We start from the raw sequence: 25,442 nt of genomic DNA, 5'->3' as shown, positions 1-25,442 counted from the left end.
GGAATTCATGCACGACGATTCGATCCTGCCGACAGAGATCGCTGTTTCACTTGGCTTGATCTGCAATATAGGCGCTCCGCTTCTGGCCTTTTGGGTGGCGGGGAAATTACCTCGGTTTCGCCTCTGGATTCATGGTGTCGCTTTCGTCGCTATCCTTGCCTCGCCGGTGATGGCGATGATCCTCGGCTTGCCCGATCTGCTTCCTGAAGAGGAAGAAAGCTCAGGCGCTCGCTTTGCATTTTTGCCTCTGATCGTCGAGGCAGCCATCATCGTGCTGCTCTATTGTCTGGCGGGGGCGATGCTCCTATCCCAATCCGTCCATTCGGCAATCACAGACTGGCACGGCGGAGGCCGGCTCTCGCAGGCGATGCCGCGTCCTCGCCGCGCAGCCGGGGGCAGAACTTACATCTCCAAAGGTTCCAAATCACGATAGATTCGTTCAGGCGAACGCACGGGGTTCTTGATCGCCACCGATGCTGCGGAATCGTGATCGATAGGCCGTCGGTGACAATCCGACGCTTGCGCGAAAATGATGACGAAAGTTTGCGGCGCTTCCCAGACCGACATGCATCGCGATGACCGAAATGGGAAGGCTTGTTTCTTCCAAAAGTTCGCGCGCTCGGGCGAGACGTTCGTTCTGAAGCCATTCCCCCGGTGCGATCCCCATCGCTTCGTGAATGTGGCGATGCAGGCTTCGCACGCTTACGCAGGCTTCTTCCGCCATGCGCTGGACGCTCCATTGTTGTGCGAGATCTCCCCGGATCACATCCAGCAGCGTAGAGAGCCGCGTGGCACCACGCCCTGCGACAGGCCGCTCGATGAACTGCATTTGACCGCCTTCGCGATGGGCGGCGGCGACTAGGCGCCGGGCCACGCTGTTGGCTGCCTTGGCGCCAAAATCCTTGCGCACGACATGAATGCAAAGGTCGAGCCCGGCAGCGCTGCCGGCCGATGTCAATATGTCGCCTTCGTCGACATAGAGGGAATGCGGCTCGACATCGATTTCCGGATAGGCGGCAGCAAGGTTCCCGGCATGATGCCAGTGGGTGGTGGCGCGTCTGCCCGACAGCAGGCCGGTTTGAGCCAGCACAAAGGCGCCTCCGCAGATCGACACCAGCCTGCTCCCGTTGGCGTGAGCTTTCCGCAGTGCTTTTAGAAGCGGCTCGGGAGCAGTGGCATCCGGCCCGCGCCAACCCGGTATGACGATCGTATCGGCCTGATCGAACAGCTCAAGGCCGCCGTCAGAATTGACCGTAAGGCCGCCGGCGCCCCGAATGGGTCCGGGTTCCACTGCCGCGGTCATGCAGCGATACCAGCCCGAACCCATTTCCGGCCGCGACAATCCGAACACTTCGAAGGCGCATCCGAATTCGAACGTGCAGAGCTGGTCATAGGCGGCGATGACGACAAGCGGATTGGCATTCTTTGGCATGATCCTTGCGGTAATGGCTTTTTCGGCCACTGGCAACAGCCGTTCGCCCACGACTACTATTCCTCATCGGATCGCGGCGCGCTTCATGCGCCTGTACAAAGAAAGAGACGGTGGTGGAGATGAGACTGATCGGAATGCTGGATTCGCCTTTTGTCAGGCGCGTGGCGATCTCGCTACGCGCGCTCGATATAGCATTCGTGCATGAGCCGCTTTCTGTTTTCAGCGCCTTCGATGCTTTTGCTGATATCAATCCCGTCGTGAAAGCCCCGTCACTCGTCACCGATGATGGAATCGTCTTGATGGATTCGAGCCTTATGCTTGAGCATGCCGAACGCATTGCTGTGCCCGGACATAGCCTCATGCCCCTCGATCCGCGGGCTCATGCTCGGTCTCTGCGGATCATCGGTCTTGCACTGGCGGCGTGTGAAAAGACGGTTCAGATCGTCTATGAGCATAATCTGCGCCCCATGGAAAAGCAGCATCAGCCTTGGCTCGATCGGGTTCATAGCCAGCTTGCCGCGGCATATCGCCTGCTGGAGGTGGAGATGCCGCAGGCCGATTCCTGGCTTTTCGGTACACGGCCGCTCCAGGCGGATATCACCAGTGCCGTCGCGCTTCGCTTCACGCGCGAGATGCTACCCGATGCCCTCGATGTCAGGGCTTGTCCGCGCCTTCATGCGCTGTCGGCCCGCGCCGAGGAGAGTGATGAGTTTCGTGCCTTTCCCTTCAGCTGAGGCATGTCGTGCAGAAGCGCTGCGATCTTGCCGCAGCGCGGCGCTCAATCTGGCTCCGGCCGCGTTCAGGCAGAGTTCATGCGAATCGGCGTATCTCTATCCTCGTCTACAGGACAGGAAATGGGGGTAAGGGAAATGCTTCAAGGTTTGGTACGGATTTCGCGTGTTGCCGTAGTCGGATTGGCCGCGTTGCAACTGATGACGTCTGTCGCTTCGGCGCAGTATTACGGCGGCGATGATGGTGATGCACCGCCACCCTGGCAGCGTGACCAGGGTCGGGACTGGAGAGGTCCGCCGCGTGGCTGGGACCGTGACAGAGGCTGGGATCGTGATCGTGATCGGGGCTGCGACAGACGCGATCTCATGCGCGCCGCACGGGCGGAAGGCTTCCGTCGCATCGATTCGATCGACAGCAACGGACGGCGCATCGTCGTTCGCGGCTGGAACGATGGCGGCCCCGACCGCATGGTCTTCGGCAATCGACGCGGCTGCCCGGTTATCGGCTGACGCTCAAAATGGCGCATAAGCGGAAGCCGAGTGTGGTTCGGCCTCCGCCTGCATCACGGCAGCGCATGCTTTCGACTGGCTGAAAGGGACGCGTTTGCCGCTACTGTCAGACTTTATGATGATCCGGCGCCGCTCGCCCTTTCAGGCTGCGGCGGGTTGCGATTTTGCGGCAACGACGCCGCGTTCAGATTGAGATTTGGCAGATGTTCCGACGTCGGTATTCCGTGACTTGACCCGGAATTGCCAATATATGCCCCAAGGATCTCTCACTCCGCCGCGATCATCCGGGCAATCCTTTCCCAGTGCATGACGCAAACGGTTCGCCTCGTCTTCCGTTGCACACTCGATGGTGATGGAAGAACTATGCTCCAAGCGATCGAATGGTCCGGCCTCGAATCCCATATAGGAGCGGTTTCCGAGTTTGAAGCCAGCAAACTTTACGCTGCCCGCCGGCCCATTCGGTTGGTCGGTTAGTATGTTCGAGATCCATCCGGATGCCGAACCAGGGATGAGCGTCGTATAGAGTTCGATCGCTTTTTCCATGTCATGCCGAAACCAGAGATGCTGCCTGACCTTCATGGTGTCTCGCTTTCTTCAAATCTTAGCTGGACGGCGTGCGACATGAAGGAGGCATGCTTACCGTTCGCCGAATAAAATTCATGCCGCCGATGACCCGCTTCTTATTGAGCGGTGCCATCGACGGCATGCTGAAGAGTTGCTTCTAACCGTTCGTGCTCACCCCTGCGGAGCACGGACGGACACGCAACACTATTTCTCCGCAACTCTACCAGCGAGGGCCATTACGTAGTCGTCTGCAATATCGGCCAAGGTCAAAGCGACTTCCGGCTCGTTCCAGCCTGCAGCAAGCACCATTTGAACGAAATCGCGGAAGGCCACTTCAAGGACCTCTTCGCGCTCGACGGCGCGGTATGAATCATTGACGGGATGCTGAGGCTTGCTGATCTCTATTGTTTGGCGAGTAGATACCATTGCTGTTTTCCCTAAGAGTTGCCCCGGTGGACGCAGAGTACATTCACCAAACACCAGAGCTTTGGTGCCCAAACGATTATTGTTCTTCTTTTTTAATGGGTTACGCACCATATGTCGTTAGACGTGCATCCTGAAACTTGCAGCAGCGTCCATTTTCGCAATTGCTGAAGTGCGGTTTCGGACCGGCATGGGGACCCGGTGGGAAGATGCGCTTCCGCTTGCACGGGCCTTCCGGTCCCGCGCCTGCCTCAAGGCATCAAAATCCGCTGTCTAGTGATAGTAGCCGAGGGTTTTCAGCCATTCGTCGAAGGAGTGGCTGCTGCCGGACGATGCTGGCGAGACGATCTGCCCGAGATAGCGCGGAATGGTAAGGTTTCTGGCTTCGCGGGGACTGTAGCCGAACTCCTTGCCGAAGGCGCGGCTGAAGTGCGCTGCCGAGGAAAAGCCGACGGCAAAGGCGATGTCGACGATCTGCTCCCGATTGGCTGGATCGCTGAGGGCGGCATGAGCTGACAGGAGGCGGCGGCGCTGAATATAGTGATGCACGCCGCCATATTGTTCGAATATCTGATAGAGCCTGGTACGGGATATGCCGAGCTCGCGACATATGTGCTCGACCGTCAACTCACCCGAAGTGAGATTGCCTTCCACGAACCGCCGCACACGCTCGGTCACCGCGAGGGTGCTGTGTTGCTCCATGCCGGTCGATTGCGCCGCTGAAGTCGAAACGGAAGCCACAATCATATTGCGTACCGTCTGGACGACGTGCGGCAGATCGGTGGCTGCAAAGCGTGGAAGATTGTCTTCGACGCTATCGAGAAATTCGATCAGCATATTGGTGAATATGCCGGAGAGAGCGGCGTTGTTCTCGATCTCCACCGGTGTTGGGACATCAAACAGCAGCGCTCTCGGCAAAAACAGCGAAAGGCTTTTCGCCTCGGTGGACCGCCCTCGAAAAGGGTGTCCCAAAGAGCGCAGTTCCACCTTGCCCGGCTTGCCCTCCAGAACACGGCCATCGACTTCCGTCCAGGTCCGGCCGCTGCTCAGCAAGGAAATATGCCAGTGATCGATGTGGTTGGTTTTCGCCTTCGCCTGCGACCGCATGTAGCTATGGGGCGGTGTGTCCTGTTGAACGATGAGCATGCCGCCAAGATTCCATGCGATGTGGTCGGCAGCGAAGCCGGCTTCCGGCAAGACATTATCCGGCAGCCGGACGTCGGCCACGGGAGCGACATAGGCTTGCCAGGCGGCAAATTGCTCGGCCGGCTCCATGTCGCGCGTTGAGAACTTTAAAGGCTGCAAGGCTGGCGGAGGCAGGGCTTCCTCGGTGGTCGCTTCCTCCGATCGCGGAAAACGCCGCCTGTCAGATTGCGAGGACTTCCTGTCCTTGCGCCATGGCTGGCCCTTCGTCTCGTCTGACGCAGATTCAGATCGTTCTTCGCGTCGGAAATCAGACAACCCGGTCTCCTCGAACACCATCAGCACAGGACATGAGCATCACCGTCAACTCTTCATCCGTGATCAAGCCGCAACTGCTCCTTGCTTCGATCGAATAAGGTTTGAACCCTGCCTTGAGCTGTCTTCTCCAGCTAGTCGGTATGCCGCAATCCCTGCCGTATCCCTAGCTCTTCTATCATACTAAGGCTTTCATTTGCTGCGCCTTTTTGAAAAGGCAAGCCTTACGGGTCACCAAACCCATATTCCCGCTGCAATTGTCCTAAAATATGACCGCTCGTGGGGCGGGCCTGCGTCATGCCGGTGCGTTTTGCAAGCCGCATATTGCATGACCATCGAAGTCCTGCATCCGAGCGCGTCCAAGCGAAAGCACGAGCTCTTTCGATGCGACTGATTTGGCAAACCGGTCCGAAACTGTTCCATTTTTGTCGCCGCTGGCTTGGCACCCCCCGATCACTAGCGTATTTTCCGGCGATTCTCTCAAAATGCGTCTTGCAAACGACCAATTCCGGTTTCACAGACCCTATGCGTAGTTTGCAGTTGCCCATCCCGCCAAGCTTGCCTAGGCAGATATCAACTGCAATTTTGGAATGAGACATGACCGAATCCTCGATAATCCCCGTCTTCGATGGCCATAACGACGTGCTGCTTCGGCTGCGTCGCGGTGGCTTGAATTCCGTCAACGCTTTCCTGAATGGCGAAGCTGCCGGACATATCGATCTGCCTCGCGCCCGCCGTGGCGGTCTCGCGGGCGGCCTCTGCGCCATATTCATCCCGTCACCGGATCAGCCAAAGGCTGAAAATGCCGATTTCGCAACACCTGCCCAACCGGATGCCCTGAATGAAACCCTGGCGATGGCACGGCTTCTGCTTGCGATCGAAGCCCGGTCCGAGGGAGCTGTGAAGGTTTGCCGCTCAGCCGGTGATATCAGGCGGTCGATTGCCGAAGGCCAGTTCGCTGCGGTGTTCCACATCGAAGGTGCGGAAGCGGTCGCGGCCGATCTCGATGCTCTCTACGTCCTGCACCAGGCCGGCCTGCGCACGCTTGGACCTGTCTGGAGTCGCCCCAATGTCTTTGCCTATGGTGTGCCTTTCCGATTTCCTTCGACGCCTGATATCGGCCCAGGCCTGACCGATGCGGGCAAGGATCTGATCCGCGCCTGCAACGAGCTCAGGATCATGATCGATCTCTCGCATATGAACGAGCAGGGATTCTGGGATATCGCCAAACTGTCGAATGCGCCGCTGGTCGCCTCGCATTCCAACGCGCATGCCATCAGCCCACATAGCCGCAATCTGACCAACAGGCAGCTCGACGCGATCCGCGATACCGGCGGCCTGGTCGGCATCAATTTCGGCGTGCTCTTCCTGCGGGATGATGGTGTCAGGAACACCGATACGCCGCTCGAAGTCCTCGTTCGCCACGTTGCTTACATTGCCGAGCGCATCGGCATCGAGCATGTCGCGCTCGGCTCCGATTTCGACGGCACGACCATTCCAGCGGCACTCGGCGATGCCAGCGGCCTGCCGAAGCTGATCGACGCCCTGCGTGCGCATGGGTTTGACGACCAGGCGCTTGCCAAGATCGCCCATCAAAACTGGGTTCGCGTCCTCGAACAGACATGGGGCGGCTGAGGCGAGGCGCTTCTCGCTTCTGTCTGCGTTAAGGCAACTGGGCGGCTCGCCTATCGTTCGACGAGGTTGATCGACAGTGGGTGCATTGGCCGCAATGTCACCTTCATGACCGGCTTGGGCGAGGGCTCGTTCGAGCCGGTTACGCGGAATTTTTGCAGGAGCACGGCGAGGATCGCAACAGCCTCCATCATCGCAAAGCCGTTGCCGATGCAGACGCGCGGACCGGCGCCGAAAGGCATGAAGGCATAGCGATGGCGGTTTCTTGCCACCTCCGGCTCAAAGCGGTCGGGATCGAAAACCTGCGGATCTTCCCAAAGGTCCGCATGATGATGCACGGCGTAGATTGGTACATAGATGATGGTGCCGGCCGGTATGGTGTGCGTACCGATGGTACATTCGCGGATCACTGCGCGCGAAACGATCGGCGCCGGCGGATAAAGCCGCATGGCTTCGGAAAAGACCTGTCGGGCATAGGTGAGCTTGCCGAGATGTTCGGCCGTCAAGGGGCCGCCCTTGGTCACGGCGGCGATCTCTTCGAAGAGCCTCGCCTGGCAGTCTTGATGGCCGGCAAGAAGATGGAAGGTCCAGGCAAGACCGAGGGCCGTCGTCTCGTGACCGGCGGTGATGAAGGTCATCAGATTGTCGATAACCTCCTCATCGGTCATCATGCGACCGGTTTCGGGGTCGGCTGCGTCAAGCAGCATGGAAACCAGATCGTTCCTTTCCTTGCCGCTGCGGCGTCGTTCGGCAATCACCGCGCCAAGGGTCTTTCGCAGGAAGGTGACGGCTGATCGCGCCTTTTCCTTGCCGGGATGTGGCATCCAGTCGGGTAGGCCAAGCAAGCCGAGCGCGAATTTCCAGCCGGTCGGCTTGAGGTAGTTGGTGATATTGCGCTCGACCTTGTCGACATCGATGCCATCGCCGCCCGACATCATCGTATCGACGATAATATCGAAGGTGGTGCGCATCATTTCCTGACATAGGTCGATGGAGCTGTTCTTATGAGTGCGCCAGAGATCGCGCCTGCGTCCGGCAGCCGCAATCATGGCCGGCTGGAGCTCCAGCAGCTTTTCGTGGCGAAAAGCGCCGGCAACCGATTGACGCTGCCATTTCCAATGGGCGCCGTCGGAGGTGAGAATGCCGTTGCCGAGTGCCGGGCCTAGCACGCGGCGGACATCCTCGCCCTTGCCGAGCGCATCGGAATTGCGGACCAGCGCCTGATAGATGAGCTCCGGATCCGTGAGATAGACCCGCAACTTGCCGCCCAATTGCGTGAAGACAACGGGCTCGGTGAAGACTTCCGGCGGCAGCGCGTCAAGTGGGTTGCGGATCAGCGAAAGCAGGACATGCGGCATGGAGCGCGGGGTAAGGGGAAATGTCGCTTGCGAGAGATCGGCAGCGTTCACGCTTGCATTCATCCTTCTATCTCCTTGTTCGCTCCGGCGGATACCTGTAGATCAGGATTAAGGTATTTGCCTTACAGAGAATAAGGTGGATACCTTAGGGCTTCAAGAGGGAAACAGGATGTCGGGCAACAAAGGCAAGGGAGCAGAAGCTGGAGCGCGGCCAGATACGCGCGAGCGGATCCTCATCTCGACCTTGTCGCTCTTCAACCGGAAAGGGCCTGAGGCCGTGACCACGGCGGAAATCGCCAAGTCCGTGCACATCAATCAGGGCAATCTCTATTATCATTTCCGCACCAAGGAATCGCTTGTGCTGGCTCTGTTTTCCCGTTTCGAGGCCGATGCCTTGGCGCTCGTCAGGCAAGCCGATTCCGTAGAAGGGGCGGATTCGAAAGCCTATGCCGGCTTTTTGCGCAAATGGTTCTCGCTCGTCTGGACCCATCGTTTTCTGTTTCGCGACATTCCGGGTCTGTTGGCAATCGCCCCCGGCTTGAAAGCGCCGATCCTGATGGTCAGCGCCGGCATGCGTGTTTCCGTCGATGCCATCTTTCAGCGTATGGAGGATGCCGGCCTGATCAGCGCCGCCGCGGATGATCGCAATGCACTAATGACCAATATGCGGATCGTCGCGACCTATTGGGCCGTCTATCTCGGGCTTCAGGAAGGCGTGGGCGAGCTGACACCCCAGCATGTGCATTGGGGGCTCGGTCAGGTCGCCAGCCTGTTGCGGCCCTATCTTTCGCCCCAGGCAAAAGCGGATCTCGAAGAGATGCTCGCGGAGCCCTTCGTCTGAGGCCTTTCCGCCGGGTAAGTCCTTGCCGCCATTCCCTTGGCAAACGAACAAAGAATCTCCGAAGTCGGCCAAAATCGGATGATTTAATCTACTAAAAACATAGGGTTTATATCTAATAATTGCATGCGTCGCAGGGTCACGGTTCCGTCAGACGACGCTTCCGATGGATCGTAAGGATCGCGACCATGAGATTTTTCACACGGCTTGCCCTGTCGGCCGTTGCCCCGTTTGTGCTGACACAGGCTGCGCTCGCAGCTGGCGTTCATGGCGCGCCAGCCCCTTTTGACAAGGGAGGCGTGAAGATTGCTTTGGTCAGCTACATCTCCGCCGGCGATTTCTTCCAGGCCTATCAGGCGGGCGCCGAAGCCCAGGCCAAGGCGCTCGATATCGATTTGCGCGTCTTCCCTGGCCGTCAGGACGCAGCCGCGCAGCGCGAACAGATCCTCCAGGCGATCAACCTCGGTGTCTCTGCCATCGTCATCGACCACGGCCTGCCGGAATCGCTTGGTGACGTCGTTCAGCAGGCGCTCGACAAGGGCATCAAGGTGGTTGCCTTCGACGTCAATCTCAACAATCCTAGGATTCCGCAGGTCGAACAGAGCGATCACGAGCTCGCCGACCTTGCCCTGAAGCAGGTCGTCAAGGACAATGGCAATAGCTTCAAGGCAGGCTATGTCTATGTCGCTGGCTTTGCGCCGCTCGACCGCCGCAACGAGGTCTGGGATACTTTCAAGAAGCAGAATGCTGGCGTCGTCGAAAAGGCCCGCTTCGGCAATGTCAGCGATACGACGGCAACCTCGACGGCCGATCAGGCCAAGGCGGCACTCGCGGCCAATCCCGACATCACCGTCATCTTCGCGCCTTACGATGAGTTCGCCCGCGGCGTGAAGCTCGCGGCTACGGATTTAGGCATTGCCGGCAAGCTGAAGATCTATTCGGCCGACGTATCGACGGCCGACATTCAGGAAATTACCGAGCCGGGCAGCCCATGGGTTGCGACCGTTGCGACCAATCCTGCCGTTGTCGGTGCCGTCTCCATTCGCGCCGCCGCCTTGCAGGTGGCAGGGCAGGAAGTTCCGCACCAGATCACCGTCAAGCCGACCCTGCTGACGCAGGAAGGGCTTCGCGCTGCCAAGGTCCAGACGATCGAGGAACTGGCCAAGAAAGTTCCGGCCTTCAGCGCCAGCGATGCGGTGACCGCCAGCTGGATACCGGACAAGCTTTTCTAAGCAGTCATCCTCGATATGCCGGCGGGACTTTCCGATCCCGCCGGATTACGTCCATGAACCGGAGTTCATATCATGAGCCAGTCCAACGTCGTCTTTGCGAGCAATCGAAACGCCACGCGCGAGGACCTCTTTACCAGAGCCGAAGAGATTTCCGTTGACCTTTCCAAGCGCGCAGCGGAGCTTGATCGCGAAGGTCGGCCGCCGCTCGGTGAAATCGTCAAACTGAAAAATGCCGGATTGTTGAACGCGCTGCATGAACCACAGATTGGCGGCGGCGGCCTCGATTGGGTGGATGGCTTGCGGCTGGTGCGCATTCTTGCGCGCGGCGAAAGCTCCATCGGCCAGCTTCTCGGCTATCACTATGTCAACAGCCAATATATCTATTGGGCCTTCGACGAGGCGCGCGCCCAGGAACTCGGCGGCAAGACGGTTGCCAACAGCCTTTACTGGGGTGCAGCGGTCAACCCTCGCGATCCGGGCCTCGTTCTGACCCGCCGCGGCAACGGCTATGTTCTGAACGGCCGCAAATCCTTTTCCACGGCCGCTCACGTATCCGACTACATCAACGCCAATGCCGCGCTTGATGACCGGATCGTCGGCTTTGCCGTTCCGACCAATCGGTCAGGCTACAAGGCCAATGACGACTGGGACAATTTCGGCCAGCGTCTCTCCGACAGCGGCAGCGTCGAGTTCCATGATTTCCCCGTCTATGAAGAGGATCTGGACAGAGTGGCATCGGCTGGCGGCGAAGCGCCGGTGCTCGCGACCTTCAACACGCCCCTCATTCAGCTTGTCTTCGTGAACTTCTATCTCGGCACCGCCGAAGGGGCGTTGCGAGAGGCCGTCGAGTATGTCCGCACCACAACGCGGCCATGGATCACCTCTGGCGTCGATCGGGCATCGGACGATCCCTATATTCTGGAGCGCGTCGGTGAATTCACAGCAGCCCTCAAGGCATCAGCCGCGCTGGCAGACAGCGCTGCGGCGGTGGTTCAGGAAGCTCTGGCGAGAGGAAGCAAGGCGACCGCACGGGAGCGTGGCGAGGCGGCAGCCGAGGCCTATGCTGCGAAGGTGCACGCGACCCATGTTGCCCTCGATATCACCTCACGCGTCTTCGAGCTGACTGGCGCCCGTTCGACCGCCGAGAAATACCGCTTTGATCGCTTCTGGCGCAATGTGCGGACCCATACCTTGCACGATCCGGTCTTCTACAAGGCCAAGGAAGTCGGCGAGTTCGTTCTGAACGACCGGATTCCCGAGGTCAGCCTCTACAGCTGACCACCAGGGCGAGAGCGCGGCACGGTGGTGGAACATGCCACAGCTTTAAGCTGCGCTCGCCCGATTATAGCCTTCGCGCAATATGCCGGACGATTGATATTCTAATATCCGGCTCACAAATCCTGTGCTCAACTGATTATTCTGTGGAGGGTTGCCGGCGCATGCCGCAATGCGCACATGTTCCCCGCTAGGATCTCGTCACTCACGAATCGCTCCAACGTCCGTTTCCACAAGGACAGGCGATCGCGATTGAGAATGAAATTGATCCAATGGAGTCCTTCATGGCTGACACGCGCGCACCACTTTCCGGGGTGATACCGAAGATTTCCGTCGTCGGTGTCGGGGGTGGCGGCGGCAACGCGATCAACAATATGATCGCGCAAAAACTTCAGGGCGTTGAATTTATAGCGGCAAATACGGATGCGCAGGCGCTTGCGACGTCCAAAGCGACCAGGCGCATTCAACTTGGCACACAGGTGACGGAAGGTCTCGGTGCAGGCTCCCTGCCGGAAATCGGACGAGCCGCCGCTGAGGAATCCATTGATGAGATCATGGATCATCTCCAGGGCACGCACATGTGCTTCGTGACGGCGGGAATGGGTGGCGGCACCGGCACGGGCGCCGCCCCGATCATCGCTCAGGTCGCGCGGCAGGCGGGCATCCTCACGGTCGGAGTCGTCACCAAGCCCTTTACGTTCGAAGGCAACCGGCGCATGCGCACAGCCGACGAGGGCATCGAGCGACTTCGCGAAAGTGCGGACACCGTCATCGTCATTCCCAATCAGAATTTGTTTCGCATTGCGGATGCCACGACAACCTTCGAAAATGCCTTTGTGACTGCGGACAGGGTCCTGTACGCGGGCGTTAGCTGCATCACGGATCTGATCATTAAGGAGGGTCTCATCAACCTTGACTTCGCCGATGTTAAATCCGTGATGCGAGGAATGGGACGCGCGATGATGGGAACGGGCGAGTCCTCAGGACCGGGCCGCGCGTTGAAAGCAGCCGATGCCGCCGTCTCCAATCCGCTTCTGGACGATATGAGCATGAAGGGCGCGCGGGGCGTGCTGATCTCCATTTCTGGCGGGACGGACATGACGCTGTTCGAGGTCGATGAGGCCGCCAGCCGCATCCGCGACGAAGTCTTTGCTGATGCCGATATCGTCGTCGGCGCGATTTTTGACAGGAATCTCGATGGGGTGTTCAGGGTATCGGTTGTTGCAACCGGTCTCGAGAGTCTGGTGGCATCGGCTGGCCAGCCTATGGAAATCAATAGGGATCGATACTAACCGGCTTTAGCTCGCCGGCCCTGGTTTATTCCACTGATTGTATGAAAGCCCCGGCGCCTGCGACGGGGCTTTTGTCTATCCGTCAAAGCGCGCCGTTCTTCGGCGGGATGACATCATTCAGGTGATAATTGCCGACGACGTGATATTTCCAGCGAACGGGGTCGTGCAGCGTGTGCGTACGTGCATTGCGCCAGTGCCGGTCGAGATTGAGGTCGAGCTTGACCGAGGCGGTTCCGGCAAGCTCGAACAGCGTGTTCGTCGCCTCGATGGCAATTTCCGTCGTCAGAACCTTTGCCGCTGCGACTGCGAGCGTGGCTTCGATCACCCGCTTTTCCGTCGTCTCGACCTGCGCGGCATCGACCTTGCGGCCAGCGCGCTCGATGGTTGCAGCCGCCGCTTCCAGCCGGATGGCAATCTGGCCGATCTTGGCAATGGTCAAAGGATCGTCGCTGGCACGCTCGACGCCGCTGTCCATCCAGGGACGCGATCTGGTCTTCACGAAGTCAAGCGTTTCCGCGAAGGCGGCTCGGGCAATGCCGAGATCGACGCCGGCATGGATGATCTGGCCGACCGAGCCGATCGTCGTCGGCCGCTCGAAGCCTTTGTGATGGAGGACGACATGATCGGCATTGACATAGACATTGTTGAGAGCCGTGGTGCCGCTGCCGGTCGTGCGTTGCCCGAAGCCATCCCAATCGTCGATGATTTCGACGCCTTCAGTGCCTTTTGGAACGAAAGCCATGACCAGCTTGTCGGCCTCATCCAGCGCAAAGATGGTGATCCAATCGGCAAAGAGAACGCCCGTCGAATAGAACTTGCGACCATTGATACGATAGCCGGGGCCATCGCGGGTGATGCGGGTATTGTAGTGCCCGACTGTCTTCGTGCCACGCTCGGACAAGGCATTGCCAAAACGATCGCCCGCCAATGCGCGGCCGAAGAAGTACCGTTTTTGATCCTCGGAACCATCGACGCGCAAAGCCTCGAGGATATAGAAATGGTTTTGCGGGATCTGTCCGATCGAGCCATCGGCTTCGGCAAGGATTGCCGTGATCTCGGCCAGCGTTGTATTCGAAACATCCAGGCCGCCATATTCCTCGGGGACGGTAATCGCCAGCAGTCCGGATTGTGCCAGGGCATCCATCTCGGCAAAGGGGAGCAGCCTTTCGCTATCGCGCTCCGAAGCGGTGGCGGCAAAGCGCTCGGCAAGCGCCTGCGCGACTGCCAGCGCCTGTTGTTCGGTTTCCAGTACCGTGGCCTCCGGGTGCGTGGCGTTGATATGGTGCAGTTGCGCGTTCATGGGCAGGCTCCGATTTCATTCGGCGCCACGATGCCGCATTCAAAGCCAGGCTTCGAGAAAAGGCATTTCATTTTTGGGGATGCGGTCGCGTCTTCATTCCTTTATCTATAGAATTAATGGTTAATTACTGCCTGAGGCTGTGTCGGCGCTCACAACATCGATCCTACGAGCGGCTATCGGCGGCCGGCTCGCCAATCTTCAAAGCGCGCATGTGCCAGCGCAAGCGAAGCGACGATCGGGGTGAAGCCATGAAATGGCAGGGCGCGACTGGATTGGATCGGGATCGGCAGGGAATCCACCGCCTCGCCGAGCGCCAGTCTCGCCAGTATCCGGCCGAGTTGCGCAGTCATGGCGATGCCGCGGCCGTTGCAGCCGATCCCTCCGAAGAAGCCGTCGCCGAAACGGTAAAGACGCGGCAGGAAATCCGGCGTCATGATCGCCGTTCCGGTCCAGACGATCTCCATGCCGGGATGGTGCGGCAGGCGGAGTTCGGAGGTCAGCCGGTCGACGACGGCGCGGCCGACACGCTCGAAGGCGCCGATCGGATTGATCGCCATGCCGCCGCTGATCAGCCTGTTGTCACGATCGAGCCGATAGGTGAACAGGTTGGAGCGCGTGTCGCCGACTGGGCGGCGATGCGGGGCGATCCGTGCAACGGTTTCGGCATCGATCGGCCTCGTTGCCACCTGATAGACTTTCAGCGGTACACCGGTTCGGCCCATGCGCGCGGCTATCCCGTCGGTAAAGGCATTGGTGGCGAGGATGACGACATCCGTTTCGATTTCGTGACCGGCGAGGCTGACGCGCCAGGTACCGCCATGTCGTTCGACACGCTCGACCCTGCTGCTCTCACGGATCACGCCGCCGCGCTTGGTCACCGCGCGCGCAAGCCCGTAGAGATAATTCAATGGATGGAGGGTGCCGCCGGAATGATCGAGCAGTCCGCCGGAATAGATATCCATGCCGGTTTCGCTTCGGATGGCGCTGGCATCGAGAAACCCGACCGGACGGCCAAGCTCCGTCCAATCCTTTGCCCGTTGGCGCAAGATCGCAGCCATATCGTCGCCATAGGCCGGCTGCAGCCAGCCGGTCTGCGCTGCGTCGCAGGAAATCTCCTCGTCTGCGATCGTCGCAAAGACCTCGTCGGCACCCGCGCCGACCAGCGATAACAGCGCATCCGCCTTGCCGTGTGGCAGCTTCTGGCGGACGGTTGCCGGATCCGCCTTGGCGAAATTCGGCACGACGAAGCCGGCATTCATGCCGCTCGCACCGGCACCCAATCGCCCGGCCTCGAGGACGATGACGGATCGGCCGGCGCGAGCAATGTGAAGCGCTGCGGTCAGGCCGGTGAAGCCGCCGCCGATCACGATGACGTCTGAGCGGGAAGGCATAGCGCACGAAAGTTCGGGAGTTGGCCCTGCCGTCAGTGTCCATAAGGTCGGATTGGCAACGTTGCTGGGCATCAGCGGATGATCTCTCAATAACTATGCCGGATGGCGTTCTCGACCGATCAGCCGCTGAGGGGTGCGCGCCAGGATGTTTTCACGCGAGGCGCACCGTACAGTGCGCCTCGCCGTTTGCGGAAAGGCTGACCTACTTGAGCTTGTCCTTGACGGCGGCGATGTCCTCCATCGACAGCTGGCCATCGGTCGCGACCTTGCCGTCGGCAATCTTCCAGAGGCGGAAGGGACCGGTTATGTCGCCATACTGATCGAAGGAGACCGGGCCGATGACGCCTTCATAGCGGATCGGCTTGCCTTCCTTGATGAGGCCAAGTGCCTTGGCGAACTCATCCTTGCCGGCATAGATCGGCGTGCCCTTGGGGTCGACGACTTTGTAGATATCGTCTTTCAGCTTCGAGGTGTCATCGCCGGCGATAGCAAGCGCGAGGCCAACGATCGCACCGGCATCATAGGCGCGGTCAGCGGCCGGATTGGTCGGCTCGATGCCCGAAAAATCCTTGTAGTTCTTGTTGAAGTAATCGGTCGACGGGGTCGGGTTCGTGCCCGAGGAGGTGCCGTAGGCTTCCTTCAGATAATCTGCGCCAACGGAATCGATGAAGTCAGGGCTGTTCATGCCGTCATTGAGCAGGAATTTCTGCGGGCCGCCCTGCGAGATCCAGGTGCGGGCAATGGTCGCGCCGTCGACGGGCGTGCTGACGAGGTAAAGACCGTCCGGATCGCCGCCCATGCCGGCGGTCACTTCCGAGGCATAGCTCGACTGCTTCTCGTTGTAGGGGGTGGTCGAGACGATGGTGCCGCCGAGCGCCTTGTAGGCCTTGGAGAATTCGGCGACCATGTTCACGCCGAAATCGTTGTTGACGTGGATGATCGCAAGCTTCTTGAAGCCCTTGTCGATCGCATATTTGGCGGCAGCGATACCCTGCAGCGAATCCGATGTGATGGTGCGGAAGAAGATGCCGTTGGTCTTGCCGTCGCGGCCAAGCGCCGTCAGCGTCGGCGAGGAGGCGGCGGGTGATACCTGCACGATCTTGGCCGGTGCTGTCACAGAGGTCAGGATCGGGATCGTCACCGACGAAATGATGCCACCGATGATGGCCGGGACCTTCTTGACTTGCACGAGCTGTGTGGCCGCGTCGACCGCGACATTGCCCTGGCTCTGGCTATCGCGCGTATCCGTTACCAGATCGCAGCCATGAGCGCCGCCGGCAGCATTGATGTCGCGGAAAGCCATCTCGACAGACTTCGCGCCCGCCTGGCCGTATTCGCCGGCCGGGCCGGTCAGTTCCATCACCAGGCCGACCGTGACCTTGCAGTCCGCGGCATTGGCGACGCCGGCTGCGGTTAAGAGGGCCAGAGCCGTGGTGATTTGAAATATCGTCTTCTTCATCTTTGTTCCCCTTGTTCGGTCAACGATTTTCATGTCTGTTTTTTCAGAACCTGTCAGGTCTCCGGCATCTGCAGCCAGGTTTCATGCAGATGCTGCCATTCGACGCCGTTGGGTGCCGATGAACTTGCGGTGAAAAGAGCGCTTGCTTGACGCCGGCTATATTTGCCGGCGCGCATCTGCGCCTCGACATAGGTGAGAACGATCGTGTCCTCGGTTTCGAAGCTCGAGCGGATATCCGAAATCTCGATACTGAAATCCCCGCGAAAGCTCGCGCGATTTGTACGGATCAGCTCGATGGTTTCAGCGCGGTCGAAGAGGCGGCCGGTCGGCGGGATCATGTGAAAAGCTTGGCCGAAGGTGCGCTCGCAGCGGTCAAAATCCGTATTGTCAGCCGTTGCGGCATTATACCAGGCTTCGAAGAAACGGTGGAAATCGATGACCTCGGCGCTGGCCTTTCGGAAAAGAGACGATTCCTGGCTCATACCTTCCCCGCATTGAGGTTGTAATGCATGATCGAGCCGTGCCTGCCGGTGCGATCGCGCTCCAATGTATAGACATCGCCTTCGAGGCCGGGGCTCTGGGCGATGATGCCGGCGATCTGCTGGCGGTCGTCGTCCGAAAGGGCGATATCCATGATCTTGGCATTGGCAAGCGCATGTGCCTGATTGCGGGCGCCGACGATGACGGCGGCCACCTGCGGCTGTTCCAGCACCCAGGCACTGGCGATCGTGGCGATATCGACGCCATGGCGGTCGCCGATCGCCTTCAGCGTAGCAAGCAGTGATTGGAACAGCTCCCAGCCGCCGAAATCATCGATGATCAGCTTGTATTTGACGAGCGAGCGGTTCTCGAGCGGCATCTCGGGCTCCGGCTGCCCGAGCCATTTGTCACTCAGGAAGCCGCCCGCCACCGAGCCGTAGCAGAGAAATCTCACGTCATTCTCAGCAGCTAGCTTGGCGAGGCTGTGCGACGGCCGCTGATCGAGAACCGAATATTGCAGCTGTTGGCTGACCAGCGGAATGCCGGCTTTCAGGATCTCGGCAATGTGCGGCGTGTCGAAATTCGTCGTGCCGACATTGCGGACCTTTCCTTCCCGGTGCATCTCGTCCAGCCAGCTTAGCGCTTCGAGATAGCCGGGCAGGGCGTAATCCCACCAGTGAAACTGCACCAGATCGAGCTGCTCGGTCTTCAGCTTGCTCAGCGACTTGTCGACGATCCCTCGGATATAGTCGCGGCTGATCGTTGCCAGTTTCTCGAGATCGGGCACCAGCTTCGTGTGCACCTTCATGGCACCTGCAGCTTCCGCGCCGCGCTCGTTTCGGAGCCGCTGTCGTGCTTCGCCAATCAGTTCCTCGACGCCGGTATAGATGTCGGCGCAGTCATAGGTGCGGATGCCGACATCGAAGGCGGCAATCAAGTCGGTTACGGCCTGGGCGCGGTCGATGGCACCGTGTCCTCCGGCAAGCTGCCAGCCGCCTCGGATGACGCGCGAGATTGAATATCCGGGGCTGAGCTCAAAAGTCTTGGCGGTCATGCGGTTCATTCTCCTTCCGGCAACGGCACGGCCGTCGTTTCGGCATGGCTGAACCGCCGCTTGCCCGTTCTGACGATCCGCAGCCGGCTCGCGCAGTTGGGGTCGGGGCAGGCGATGTCCGCATCCGAGGTCATCCAGTCATTCTTGTGAGTGGGCCGTTGCTTGGCTGCAAGCAGCGGCAGGACGGCCGATATCGAGTAAATCGAAAAGCCCTGGCCTAGCGGCAGGGACAGCATTTCGCCCTTGAGCTCGAAATAGTCGCCCGGCTTGGCGCCGCAATAGATCGGCTTGCCCTCAGGGATAATGGCCTCGACTCTGAGGTCGAACAGCTCGAAACTGTCGTCGTTTGCGGCGGTCATGTCAGATCTCCGCGCGTTCGAAGGTGACGTCACAGGCACCGTTGCGACGGATGACGCCGCAGGCGGCGGCGAACTGCTCGCGTTCTTCCGTCCGCACCTGCGCGACGACGCTGCCGGCAAGCCAGCCGATCGGGAAGAGCAGGCGTGCGCCCGGTCCATAGAAAAGTCCGATATCGAAGATCGCATCGGGATTGCCGCCCCACATGCGCGGCGGCACATAGCTGAGCACGATATCGCCGGGCTGCGGCGTCAGCGTTGCATTCTCGGCCGGCAGGGCGTTCGCATAGGATGCATCCTTGAGCTGAGCCGGCGGGATCGGGCAGGAAATTTCCGGCCCGGTCCACATGGCATGAATACCGCCGACGACACGCGGTTCGCTGAGGTAATGCCAGAAAAAGGTGGCATTGTCGGGCGCCTTCGCCTCGAGCAGCGGCGCAAAAACGCTGAGACCAGAGCGTGGTTCTGTGATTTTGATGGCGCGTTGGCTCATGCGGATTGGCCCTTTTTGGCTTCGGCTTCCAGTTTATTGCGCAGGAAGGTGAATGGCCGGCTGATGTCTGCGACCAGCGCATCGCGGGCTTCTTTTGCATCCTGCGCGGCGATCGCCTTGACAATCGTGCGGTGATAATGGGCGGTGTCGATTTCGCCGGCGTCCGAGAAGGCATAGATGGCGACGCGGATACAGGGACCGGACTGCAGCCAAAGGCTTTCGATCATCGGGATGAGAACGGCGGAGCCGCAGGCGCGATAGATCTCGAAGTGAAAGGCCTGGTTGAGCGTCACCTCGCGGTCGACATCCTTCTTGTGTTTCAGCGCGCGCATCTCGTCCCACTCGCCGAGCATGCTTTCGATGGTCGTAATCTGGCGCGAGGTCATGCGAGTGGCGGCAAGCGCGATTGCCTCGCCCTCGATGAGGATACGGGCGCGCAGAAGATCGTCCATGCGCTCCAGCGTGATCGGCGGTACGCGAACGGATCGGTTGGGGAGGGCTTCCAGCGCTTTTTCGGTAATCAACCGACCGAGAGCCTCGCGCACCGGCATGGTGCTGGTCATCAATGCATCGGCCAAGCCACGGATCGTCAGCACCTGGCTCGGCTCGAAAAGCCCGCCGATCAGCGCGCGGCGCAGTTCCAGATAGACTCTGTCCTGAACCGTTTCTCGCCCCACTGGCGCAAGCTGTGCGGCAATCGGATCGCTCTTTTCGGCGGTGGCCTTTTGCATTCGAAATCCCTTTTTCGGCTTGCGAAGAGGATTAAAGCTGATTAGCGTGATCAATGCAAGTGTGATCACAAATCAAATAATCAGGTAAGCGGCAGCGATCGCTTTCCGGCCAGAGGGATCTCATGAGTACGACAGTTGAACAGCATGGGGAGGAAGCCCGGCCTGTTCTGACGGCAAGAAACGTGGTGCGGCGTTTCGGCGGCCTGGTGGCCGTCAACGACGTTTCCTTCCATGTGCGCCAGGGCGAGATCCTCGGCTTGATCGGCCCGAACGGCGCCGGGAAGACGACGATGTTCGACCTTCTGGCTGGCAGTGTTGCGCCGAGCAGCGGTGACATCGTCCTGAACGGTGCCGAAGTTGCAGGCGAGGCGGCTCATCGCCGCATTGGTCGCGGTCTTGGCCGGACCTTTCAGATACCGCGGCCTTTTCCCAATCTGACACTTCTCGACAATGTCATGCTGTCTGCCCAGGACCAGGCCGGAGAGCGGCTGCTGTCGAATTTCCTGCAGCCTTGGAAAGTCGCCGCTGAGGAGAAGGCAGCCCATGCCAAGGCGATGGACCTTCTCGAACTCGTTCACCTGACGCGTCTGGCGCATGAACCGGCACGCGTTTTGTCGGGCGGTCAGCGCAAGCTTCTCGAGCTTGCCCGCGTCATGATGGCCGATCCGGCCCTGATTTTGCTCGATGAGCCGGCGGCCGGCGTCAACGCGACTCTTCTGGAAACGATCATCGACCGCATTCGCGATATCAACCAGCGCGGCGTCACCTTTCTCCTCATTGAGCACAATATCGATATGGTGACGCGCCTGTGTCACCGCGTGCTTGTGATGGCGAGCGGCCAGCTGCTTTGCGAGGGAACGCCGGAGGAGGTTGCTCGCGATCCGCGCGTCATCGAAGCCTATCTGGGAGGCGCGGCATGAGCGAACCGGTGTTGAGCGTCCGCAATCTTGTCGCGGGTTATGAGCCTGGCGTCCCGATTGTTCGCGGGGCTTCGATTACGGTGGCGGAGAAGGAAATCGTCGTCGTTCTCGGTCCCAATGGTGCCGGAAAATCGAGCTTTATCAAGGCCGTTGCCGGTCTGGTTCCGGTCGAAAGCGGCACGGTGGAACTGGCCGGCAGGGATATCACGAGTGCGCCCGCACACACCATGGTGCGGCTAGGCCTAGCCTTCGTGCCGCAGACGGAAAATGTCTTTCCGCTGATGTCTGTTGAAGACAATCTGAAGGTGGCTGGCGGCATTCTGAAGCCGAAGGACGTGCCGGGCCGCATCGAAGAAATGTACGCAACCTTTCCGGATCTCGCTCGCCATCGCCGCATCGCGGCCGGCAATCTCTCCGGAGGGCAGCGCCAGATGCTGGCCGTTGCGCGTGCGCTCATCGTGCATCCGAAGCTTCTCGTTCTCGATGAACCTTCAGCGGGCCTCTCGCCGAAATTTGTTTCGATGGTTTTCGATATGCTGACCGAGATCCGCAAATCTGGTGTCACTACTCTGCTCGTCGAGCAAAATGCCAAGGCGGCGCTAGCCATCGGCGACCGCGCCTATGTGCTCGTCGAGGGCAAGGACAGGCATGAAGGCGTTGCAGCGGAGCTTTGGAACGACCCTGTCGTTGCCGAACTCTACCTCGGCCAGCGGCCCGCGGCTTCGGCAAATGGAGGTGCGGCATGAACCTGCAATTTATCGTTGACGGATTGCTGACAGGCTCGATGATCGGCCTTGGCGCCATCGGCGTGACGCTGACCTATTCGATCCTGCGCTTTTCGAACTTCGCCCATGGCGACTTCATGGCTTGGGGCACCTACGCGACCCTTGCCGTTGTCGGCGCGATTGGCGCAATCTTTGGCAAGGTCGCCCCGATCGGTCCGCTCTCCTTTGGCTGGCCGCTGATTGTCGCGGTCATCGCCGCAATGGGCTTCACCGGCGTTCTTGCCCTTGCGCTTGATAAGGTGCTCTTTGCCCGGCTGCGAGCCAAGGGCCAGTCGATCATCGTCGTCATGGCGAGTTTCGGCGCCTCCATGGCGCTGCGCAGTCTGCTCGAATTCCTTTTCACTTCGCGCCCGACCTATTTCAGCCGCGCCATCCAGATCGCCATGCCTATCGGCTTCGGCATCCGCATCACGCCCGATCAGATTGCGCTTCTGATCGTCACGGCGCTGCTTGTATTTGGCGTTCACATGCTGATGACGAGAACGCAGACGGGCCGCTCCATGCAGGCGCTCAGTCAGAACCCGGCGCTTGCCCGCGTCGTCGGCATCGATGTCGCCAAGGTCGTGCGCGTCACCTGGCTGATCGGCGGAGGGCTGGCATGCGTCGCTGGCGTGATGATCGGCATTCTCGTGCAGATCCGCCCGTTGATGGGCTTCGACATGCTGCTGCCGATGTTTGCCGCCGCCATTCTCGGCGGCATCGGCAGCGTGCCGGGTGCGGTTCTCGGCGGCCTGATCATCGGCCTTGCCGAGGCGGCTGCAGTTCAGCTGATCGGAGCGGAATGGCGTGCCGCCATCTCCTTCATCATCCTGATGGCAGTCCTGTTCGTCCGGCCGATCGGCCTTTTCGGAGTAAGAGAGCGATGATGGACATTGTTGGCTACGGCGCTTTCTTTCTGACCACGGCGCTGATTTTTTCCTTCATCACGCTCGGGCTGAACCTGCAATGGGGGCTGACCGGTCTCTTCAATGTCGGTCTCGCCGGCTTCGTTGCCATCGGTGCCTATACCTCGGCCCTGCTGACGACACCCGATACCGCCGGGCGGCTCGGCGGCTTCGATCTGCCGATCCTCGTCGGTTGGCTGGGCGCGATGATCGTTGCGGGGCTTGCTGCGGCCATCATCGGCGTGGCGACGCTACGGTTGAAATCCGATTATCTGGCGATCACCACCTTCGGCGTCGCTGTCGTCGTCCAGCTTGTGGCCTTGAATGCGCAGAAGCTGACCGGCGGCCCCTTTGGCATCGGTTTCATTCCGCGGCCATTTTCCAGCCTTGCCGAAACCCCGTTGCTTTTCAATCTCGCCAATCTCGGCGTCGTCGTTGTCGTGATGCTGATCGTTTACTTCGCGCTCGAGCATCTGGCGAAAAGCCCCTGGGGGCGTGTCCTTAAGGCGTTGCGCGAAGACGAGCGTGCCGCCATTTCGCTTGGAAAGAGCGCCCGCTTCTACCGCGTACAGGCCTTTGCCGTTGGCGGCGCGATCATGGGGCTTGCCGGCGCCATACAGGCGCATTTCATCGGCTTTATCGCACCGGACAACTACCTTCCGATCCTGACCTTTCAAGTCTGGGTCATGCTGATCGTCGGCGGCTCCGGCAGCAACAAAGGTGCCATCGTCGGCAGCGTTCTGGTTTGGGCGATCTGGGCCGGTTCCGGTGCGCTGACGAGTATTCTCTTTTCGCCGGAACAGCAGGCTCGCGCGGCCTCGCTGCAGATCGTCGCGATCGGCGTCATGCTCTGCATCATCCTGCTCGTGCGTCCCGGCGGTCTTTTCGGCGATATGCCGCGACGGCGATCGGCGGTCGTGCCGCAACGAAAACCGACCGCGGATGAGAGCAACGTCGCTTCATAGCGTAGCGCCTGAACAAGCTGGAGCATTGCTCCAGCTTTCGACCACGTTCCGGGTCGCGAGACCCGTCGACGCTAACCTTTGACCGCACCTGCAGTCATCGAGCCGGAAAGCTGGCGATACATCACGAGGCCGAGTAGAGCCGGCGGCAGGGCGCCGAGGATCATGACCGCGGATGCCAGCCCCCATTGCACGCCACCGCCGCTGGCCGCGAAGAAAAACGAGGCGCCGACCGTCATCGGCACTGCATGGTTGGTCGTCAGCATCAGCCCGAAGAGGAATTCGTTCCAGGCGGTGATGAAGCCGAAGATGAAGGTGGTGACGAGCGCGGGGCGGATCACCGGCCGAATGATCCTGATCATGATCTGGAAGACGCTGGCTCCATCGACCGTCGCGGCTTCGTCGAGCTCCACCGGTATGTCGGATATGGCGTTGACCAGCATGACCAGCGCCAGCGGGATGTTGACGATCGTCAGGATAAGTCCGAGGCCGATCCTTGTGTCGAGCAGCCCTAACCACTGATACATCATGTAAAGCGGGATCGCGAAGACGACCAGCGGCACGGCGCGCAGGTTGATGACGAGCGGAAGCAGGAGCTTTTGTCCGGTCTCGCTGCGGGCGATCACGTAAGCCGCGGGGAAGGTAAGCAGAATCGCCAGCAGCGTGCCGATCAGCGCCGCCGCCACGCTGTTTGCGAGATAGAGGAAAATGTTGAAGCGCTCGGTATCCGTCAGTACCTTCAGATAGTTGTCGAAGGTGGGCTGCTCGATCCACAGGCCGGGATTGCTGGAGATTTCGCGCGTCGTCTTGAACGAGGTGATGAGGGTAACGAGGATCGGAAAGTTCATAGCGGAGACCACGATGGCGTAGACGATCCAGCGCAAGGGTTTCAACATCTCATTTCTTCCTTCGCGCGCCGAGCCAGTTCAGGCCATGGAGAACCAGCAGCGACGTGATGAACAGCACGACGGAGGCGGCAACCGCCTTGCCGATGGCGCCCTCCTTGAAAAAGGCCTGGTAGATGTAGATCGACAGCGACGTCGTCGATCCACCGGCGCCGCTGCCGGTCAGGGCGTAGACATTGTCGAACACGCGGAAGCCGTCGATGAAGCGGATGAAGAAGGCGACGATCAGCGTTGGCAGCATCAGGGGCAGGTCGACGCGCCAAAGCCGCTGCAGGCCCGTCGCGCCGTCCAGGGCTGCCGCCTCGCGCACATCTTCCGGGATGGCGATATAGGCGACGTAGAACAAGAGGAAGGCGAAGGGCGTCCATTGCAGCACTTCGACGACGACGAGCGTGCGGAAGGCGTTCTGATAGTCGAGAAAGGCAGGGCTGTCTCCGAACCACTCGAAGAGATAATAGGGCACGGGGCCGGCAAATTCATGCAGCACCAGGCGGTACATCAGGCCGACCATGGCGGGTGCCACCATCAAAGGCAGCATCAGCGGCGCCATCAGGACGGGCCGTGCCGACAAAAGCGGCTTGAGGAAAATTGCCAGGAAGAGGCCAAGCAGGCATTCCGCGATAGCGGTGATGATGCCGAAGCGGAAGGAGAACCAGACGGATTGCCAGAATGCGGCTTCCGTCAGCACCGTGACGTAATTGCTAAAGCCACTGATCCGGGGGCTGCGCAACGTCTCGAACGAAACAGTCGAAACGGAATAGAGAAGATTGAGAAGAGCCGGAAAGCCGAGGAACAGCAGCAGAAACCCGACAAGCGGTGCCAGGTAGAGCCTGCCTTCGGCGCGTTTTACAAGAGCCATGGGTTTCAGCCGCAGTGGCCGGATGCCGCCAGAGCCTTTTCGCTTTTCGTCGAATCGCAAAAAGGCTCTATTCTTCTGTTTTTACGCAATTCCGGACGGAAAACCGCAATACACTTTT

The 25,442-nt window shown here is 59.9% G+C and carries 28 protein-coding genes; 12 read left to right on the top strand and 16 right to left on the bottom strand.

All coding sequences use genetic code 11. The features are described from left to right. Positions 1–7 precede the first annotated feature (7 nt). Positions 8–433: a hypothetical protein gene (locus ABOK31_RS20100; protein WP_234910337.1), complete on the top strand. Its 426-nt coding sequence runs from the start codon at positions 8–10 to the stop codon at positions 431–433. Between the two features lie 6 nt (positions 434–439). Here ABOK31_RS20100 and ftrA read toward each other — a convergent pair whose 3' ends face one another. Next, complete coding sequence (gene ftrA, locus ABOK31_RS20095) at positions 440–1,483, bottom strand: transcriptional regulator FtrA (RefSeq protein ID WP_349960254.1); 1,044 nt, start codon at positions 1,481–1,483, stop codon at positions 440–442. Positions 1,484–1,551: 68 nt separating this feature from the next. On the opposite strand from ftrA, the gene ABOK31_RS20090 reads away from it, so the two are divergent. Both ABOK31_RS20090 and ABOK31_RS20085 read left to right on the top strand, forming a co-directional pair. Next, positions 1,552–2,166 (top strand): glutathione S-transferase, encoded by a 615-nt coding sequence (locus ABOK31_RS20090; protein WP_349960252.1) that lies wholly within the window; start codon positions 1,552–1,554, stop codon positions 2,164–2,166. Positions 2,167–2,301: 135 nt separating this feature from the next. Then, entirely contained in the window at positions 2,302–2,673 is a 372-nt protein-coding gene (locus ABOK31_RS20085) for a hypothetical protein (RefSeq protein ID WP_349960250.1), read from the top strand. A gap of 141 nt (positions 2,674–2,814) precedes the next feature. Here the strand turns inward: ABOK31_RS20085 and ABOK31_RS20080 are convergent, their stop codons facing one another. The 4 genes from ABOK31_RS20080 to ABOK31_RS20065 all read right to left on the bottom strand — a co-directional run bounded on the left by ABOK31_RS20080 (position 2,815) and on the right by ABOK31_RS20065 (position 5,717). Further along, on the bottom strand, positions 2,815–3,252 hold the full coding sequence (locus tag ABOK31_RS20080) for a VOC family protein (RefSeq protein ID WP_349960248.1): 438 nt from the start codon (positions 3,250–3,252) through the stop codon (positions 2,815–2,817). A gap of 189 nt (positions 3,253–3,441) precedes the next feature. Further along, positions 3,442–3,663: a hypothetical protein gene (locus ABOK31_RS20075; RefSeq protein ID WP_174182405.1), complete on the bottom strand. Its 222-nt coding sequence runs from the start codon at positions 3,661–3,663 to the stop codon at positions 3,442–3,444. Between the two features lie 270 nt (positions 3,664–3,933). Beyond that, entirely contained in the window at positions 3,934–5,121 is a 1,188-nt protein-coding gene (locus ABOK31_RS20070; protein ID WP_349960247.1) for a helix-turn-helix domain-containing protein, read from the bottom strand. A 221-nt stretch (positions 5,122–5,342) separates the two neighbouring features. Then, positions 5,343–5,717 carry a hypothetical protein gene (locus tag ABOK31_RS20065; RefSeq protein ID WP_349960245.1) on the bottom strand — a complete coding sequence of 125 codons (375 nt, stop codon included), beginning with the start codon at positions 5,715–5,717 and terminating at the stop codon, positions 5,343–5,345. On the opposite strand from ABOK31_RS20065, the gene ABOK31_RS20060 reads away from it, so the two are divergent. Next, a complete protein-coding gene (locus ABOK31_RS20060) occupies positions 5,716–6,753 on the top strand; it encodes a dipeptidase (RefSeq protein ID WP_349960243.1) in 1,038 nt (345 codons plus the stop codon). The genes ABOK31_RS20065 and ABOK31_RS20060 overlap by 2 nt on opposite strands. 50 nt (positions 6,754–6,803) lie before the next feature. On the opposite strand, the gene ABOK31_RS20055 is transcribed toward ABOK31_RS20060, so the two are convergent. Next, entirely contained in the window at positions 6,804–8,171 is a 1,368-nt protein-coding gene (locus ABOK31_RS20055) for a cytochrome P450 (protein WP_349960241.1), read from the bottom strand. Positions 8,172–8,277: 106 nt separating this feature from the next. On the opposite strand from ABOK31_RS20055, the gene ABOK31_RS20050 reads away from it, so the two are divergent. From ABOK31_RS20050 to ftsZ, 4 genes are all read left to right on the top strand, one after another. After that, positions 8,278–8,949: a TetR/AcrR family transcriptional regulator gene (locus ABOK31_RS20050; RefSeq protein WP_349960239.1), complete on the top strand. Its 672-nt coding sequence runs from the start codon at positions 8,278–8,280 to the stop codon at positions 8,947–8,949. A gap of 185 nt (positions 8,950–9,134) precedes the next feature. Continuing rightward, on the top strand, positions 9,135–10,178 hold the full coding sequence (locus tag ABOK31_RS20045; protein ID WP_349960237.1) for a substrate-binding domain-containing protein: 1,044 nt from the start codon (positions 9,135–9,137) through the stop codon (positions 10,176–10,178). Positions 10,179–10,250: 72 nt separating this feature from the next. Then, on the top strand, positions 10,251–11,456 hold the full coding sequence (locus ABOK31_RS20040; RefSeq protein WP_174180944.1) for an acyl-CoA dehydrogenase family protein: 1,206 nt from the start codon (positions 10,251–10,253) through the stop codon (positions 11,454–11,456). Between the two features lie 281 nt (positions 11,457–11,737). Further along, positions 11,738–12,745, top strand: a complete 1,008-nt coding sequence (gene ftsZ / locus ABOK31_RS20035) for a cell division protein FtsZ (protein WP_349960233.1) — start codon at positions 11,738–11,740, stop codon at positions 12,743–12,745. Positions 12,746–12,827: 82 nt separating this feature from the next. On the opposite strand, the gene ABOK31_RS20030 is transcribed toward ftsZ, so the two are convergent. The 8 genes from ABOK31_RS20030 to ABOK31_RS19995 form a co-directional block, all read right to left on the bottom strand. Further along, a complete protein-coding gene (locus ABOK31_RS20030; protein WP_349960231.1) occupies positions 12,828–14,045 on the bottom strand; it encodes an SfnB family sulfur acquisition oxidoreductase in 1,218 nt (405 codons plus the stop codon). Between the two features lie 173 nt (positions 14,046–14,218). Further along, positions 14,219–15,508: an FAD-dependent oxidoreductase gene (locus tag ABOK31_RS20025; protein WP_349960228.1), complete on the bottom strand. Its 1,290-nt coding sequence runs from the start codon at positions 15,506–15,508 to the stop codon at positions 14,219–14,221. A 130-nt stretch (positions 15,509–15,638) separates the two neighbouring features. Continuing rightward, positions 15,639–16,895 (bottom strand): ABC transporter substrate-binding protein, encoded by a 1,257-nt coding sequence (locus ABOK31_RS20020; RefSeq protein WP_349960226.1) that lies wholly within the window; start codon positions 16,893–16,895, stop codon positions 15,639–15,641. 53 nt (positions 16,896–16,948) lie between these two features. Then, positions 16,949–17,377, bottom strand: coding sequence for a hypothetical protein (locus tag ABOK31_RS20015; protein ID WP_349960223.1), 429 nt, complete (start codon positions 17,375–17,377; stop codon positions 16,949–16,951). Continuing rightward, the gene (locus tag ABOK31_RS20010; RefSeq protein WP_349960221.1) at positions 17,374–18,429 is read right to left on the bottom strand and encodes an aldo/keto reductase; all 1,056 of its coding nucleotides are present in this window, start codon (positions 18,427–18,429) and stop codon (positions 17,374–17,376) included. The genes ABOK31_RS20015 and ABOK31_RS20010 overlap by 4 nt, the downstream gene beginning before the upstream one ends. 5 nt (positions 18,430–18,434) lie before the next feature. Then, positions 18,435–18,788 carry a TIGR04076 family protein gene (locus ABOK31_RS20005; RefSeq protein WP_349960218.1) on the bottom strand — a complete coding sequence of 118 codons (354 nt, stop codon included), beginning with the start codon at positions 18,786–18,788 and terminating at the stop codon, positions 18,435–18,437. Position 18,789: 1 nt separating this feature from the next. Beyond that, the gene (locus tag ABOK31_RS20000) at positions 18,790–19,278 is read right to left on the bottom strand and encodes a DUF3830 family protein (protein ID WP_349960215.1); all 489 of its coding nucleotides are present in this window, start codon (positions 19,276–19,278) and stop codon (positions 18,790–18,792) included. After that, positions 19,275–20,009, bottom strand: coding sequence for a GntR family transcriptional regulator (locus tag ABOK31_RS19995; protein ID WP_174180926.1), 735 nt, complete (start codon positions 20,007–20,009; stop codon positions 19,275–19,277). The genes ABOK31_RS20000 and ABOK31_RS19995 overlap by 4 nt, the downstream gene beginning before the upstream one ends. A 122-nt stretch (positions 20,010–20,131) precedes the next feature. Between ABOK31_RS19995 and ABOK31_RS19990 the strand changes: the two genes are divergently transcribed. The 4 genes from ABOK31_RS19990 to ABOK31_RS19975 are packed head-to-tail and all read left to right on the top strand — an operon-like array spanning position 20,132 to position 23,563. Further along, positions 20,132–20,929, top strand: coding sequence for an ABC transporter ATP-binding protein (locus tag ABOK31_RS19990; protein ID WP_349960212.1), 798 nt, complete (start codon positions 20,132–20,134; stop codon positions 20,927–20,929). After that, positions 20,926–21,675, top strand: a complete 750-nt coding sequence (locus tag ABOK31_RS19985; protein WP_349960209.1) for an ABC transporter ATP-binding protein — start codon at positions 20,926–20,928, stop codon at positions 21,673–21,675. Before ABOK31_RS19990 ends, ABOK31_RS19985 begins: the two co-directional genes overlap by 4 nt. Next, positions 21,672–22,580: a branched-chain amino acid ABC transporter permease gene (locus tag ABOK31_RS19980; RefSeq protein ID WP_349960207.1), complete on the top strand. Its 909-nt coding sequence runs from the start codon at positions 21,672–21,674 to the stop codon at positions 22,578–22,580. The genes ABOK31_RS19985 and ABOK31_RS19980 overlap by 4 nt, the downstream gene beginning before the upstream one ends. Continuing rightward, a complete protein-coding gene (locus ABOK31_RS19975) occupies positions 22,577–23,563 on the top strand; it encodes a branched-chain amino acid ABC transporter permease (protein WP_349960205.1) in 987 nt (328 codons plus the stop codon). The genes ABOK31_RS19980 and ABOK31_RS19975 overlap by 4 nt, the downstream gene beginning before the upstream one ends. A gap of 71 nt (positions 23,564–23,634) precedes the next feature. Here the strand turns inward: ABOK31_RS19975 and ABOK31_RS19970 are convergent, their stop codons facing one another. Both ABOK31_RS19970 and ABOK31_RS19965 read right to left on the bottom strand, forming a co-directional pair. Then, positions 23,635–24,456 carry a carbohydrate ABC transporter permease gene (locus tag ABOK31_RS19970; RefSeq protein ID WP_174180920.1) on the bottom strand — a complete coding sequence of 274 codons (822 nt, stop codon included), beginning with the start codon at positions 24,454–24,456 and terminating at the stop codon, positions 23,635–23,637. 1 nt (position 24,457) lies between these two features. After that, positions 24,458–25,324, bottom strand: coding sequence for a sugar ABC transporter permease (locus ABOK31_RS19965; protein ID WP_349960203.1), 867 nt, complete (start codon positions 25,322–25,324; stop codon positions 24,458–24,460). Positions 25,325–25,442: the final 118 nt, after the last annotated feature.

This window comes from Rhizobium sp. ZPR4, from assembly GCF_040215725.1.
GTDB lineage: Bacteria > Pseudomonadota > Alphaproteobacteria > Rhizobiales > Rhizobiaceae > Rhizobium > Rhizobium rhizogenes_D.
The sequence above is the reverse complement of the archived record's forward strand: the minus strand, read 5'-3'. Positions and strand labels throughout refer to the sequence as shown.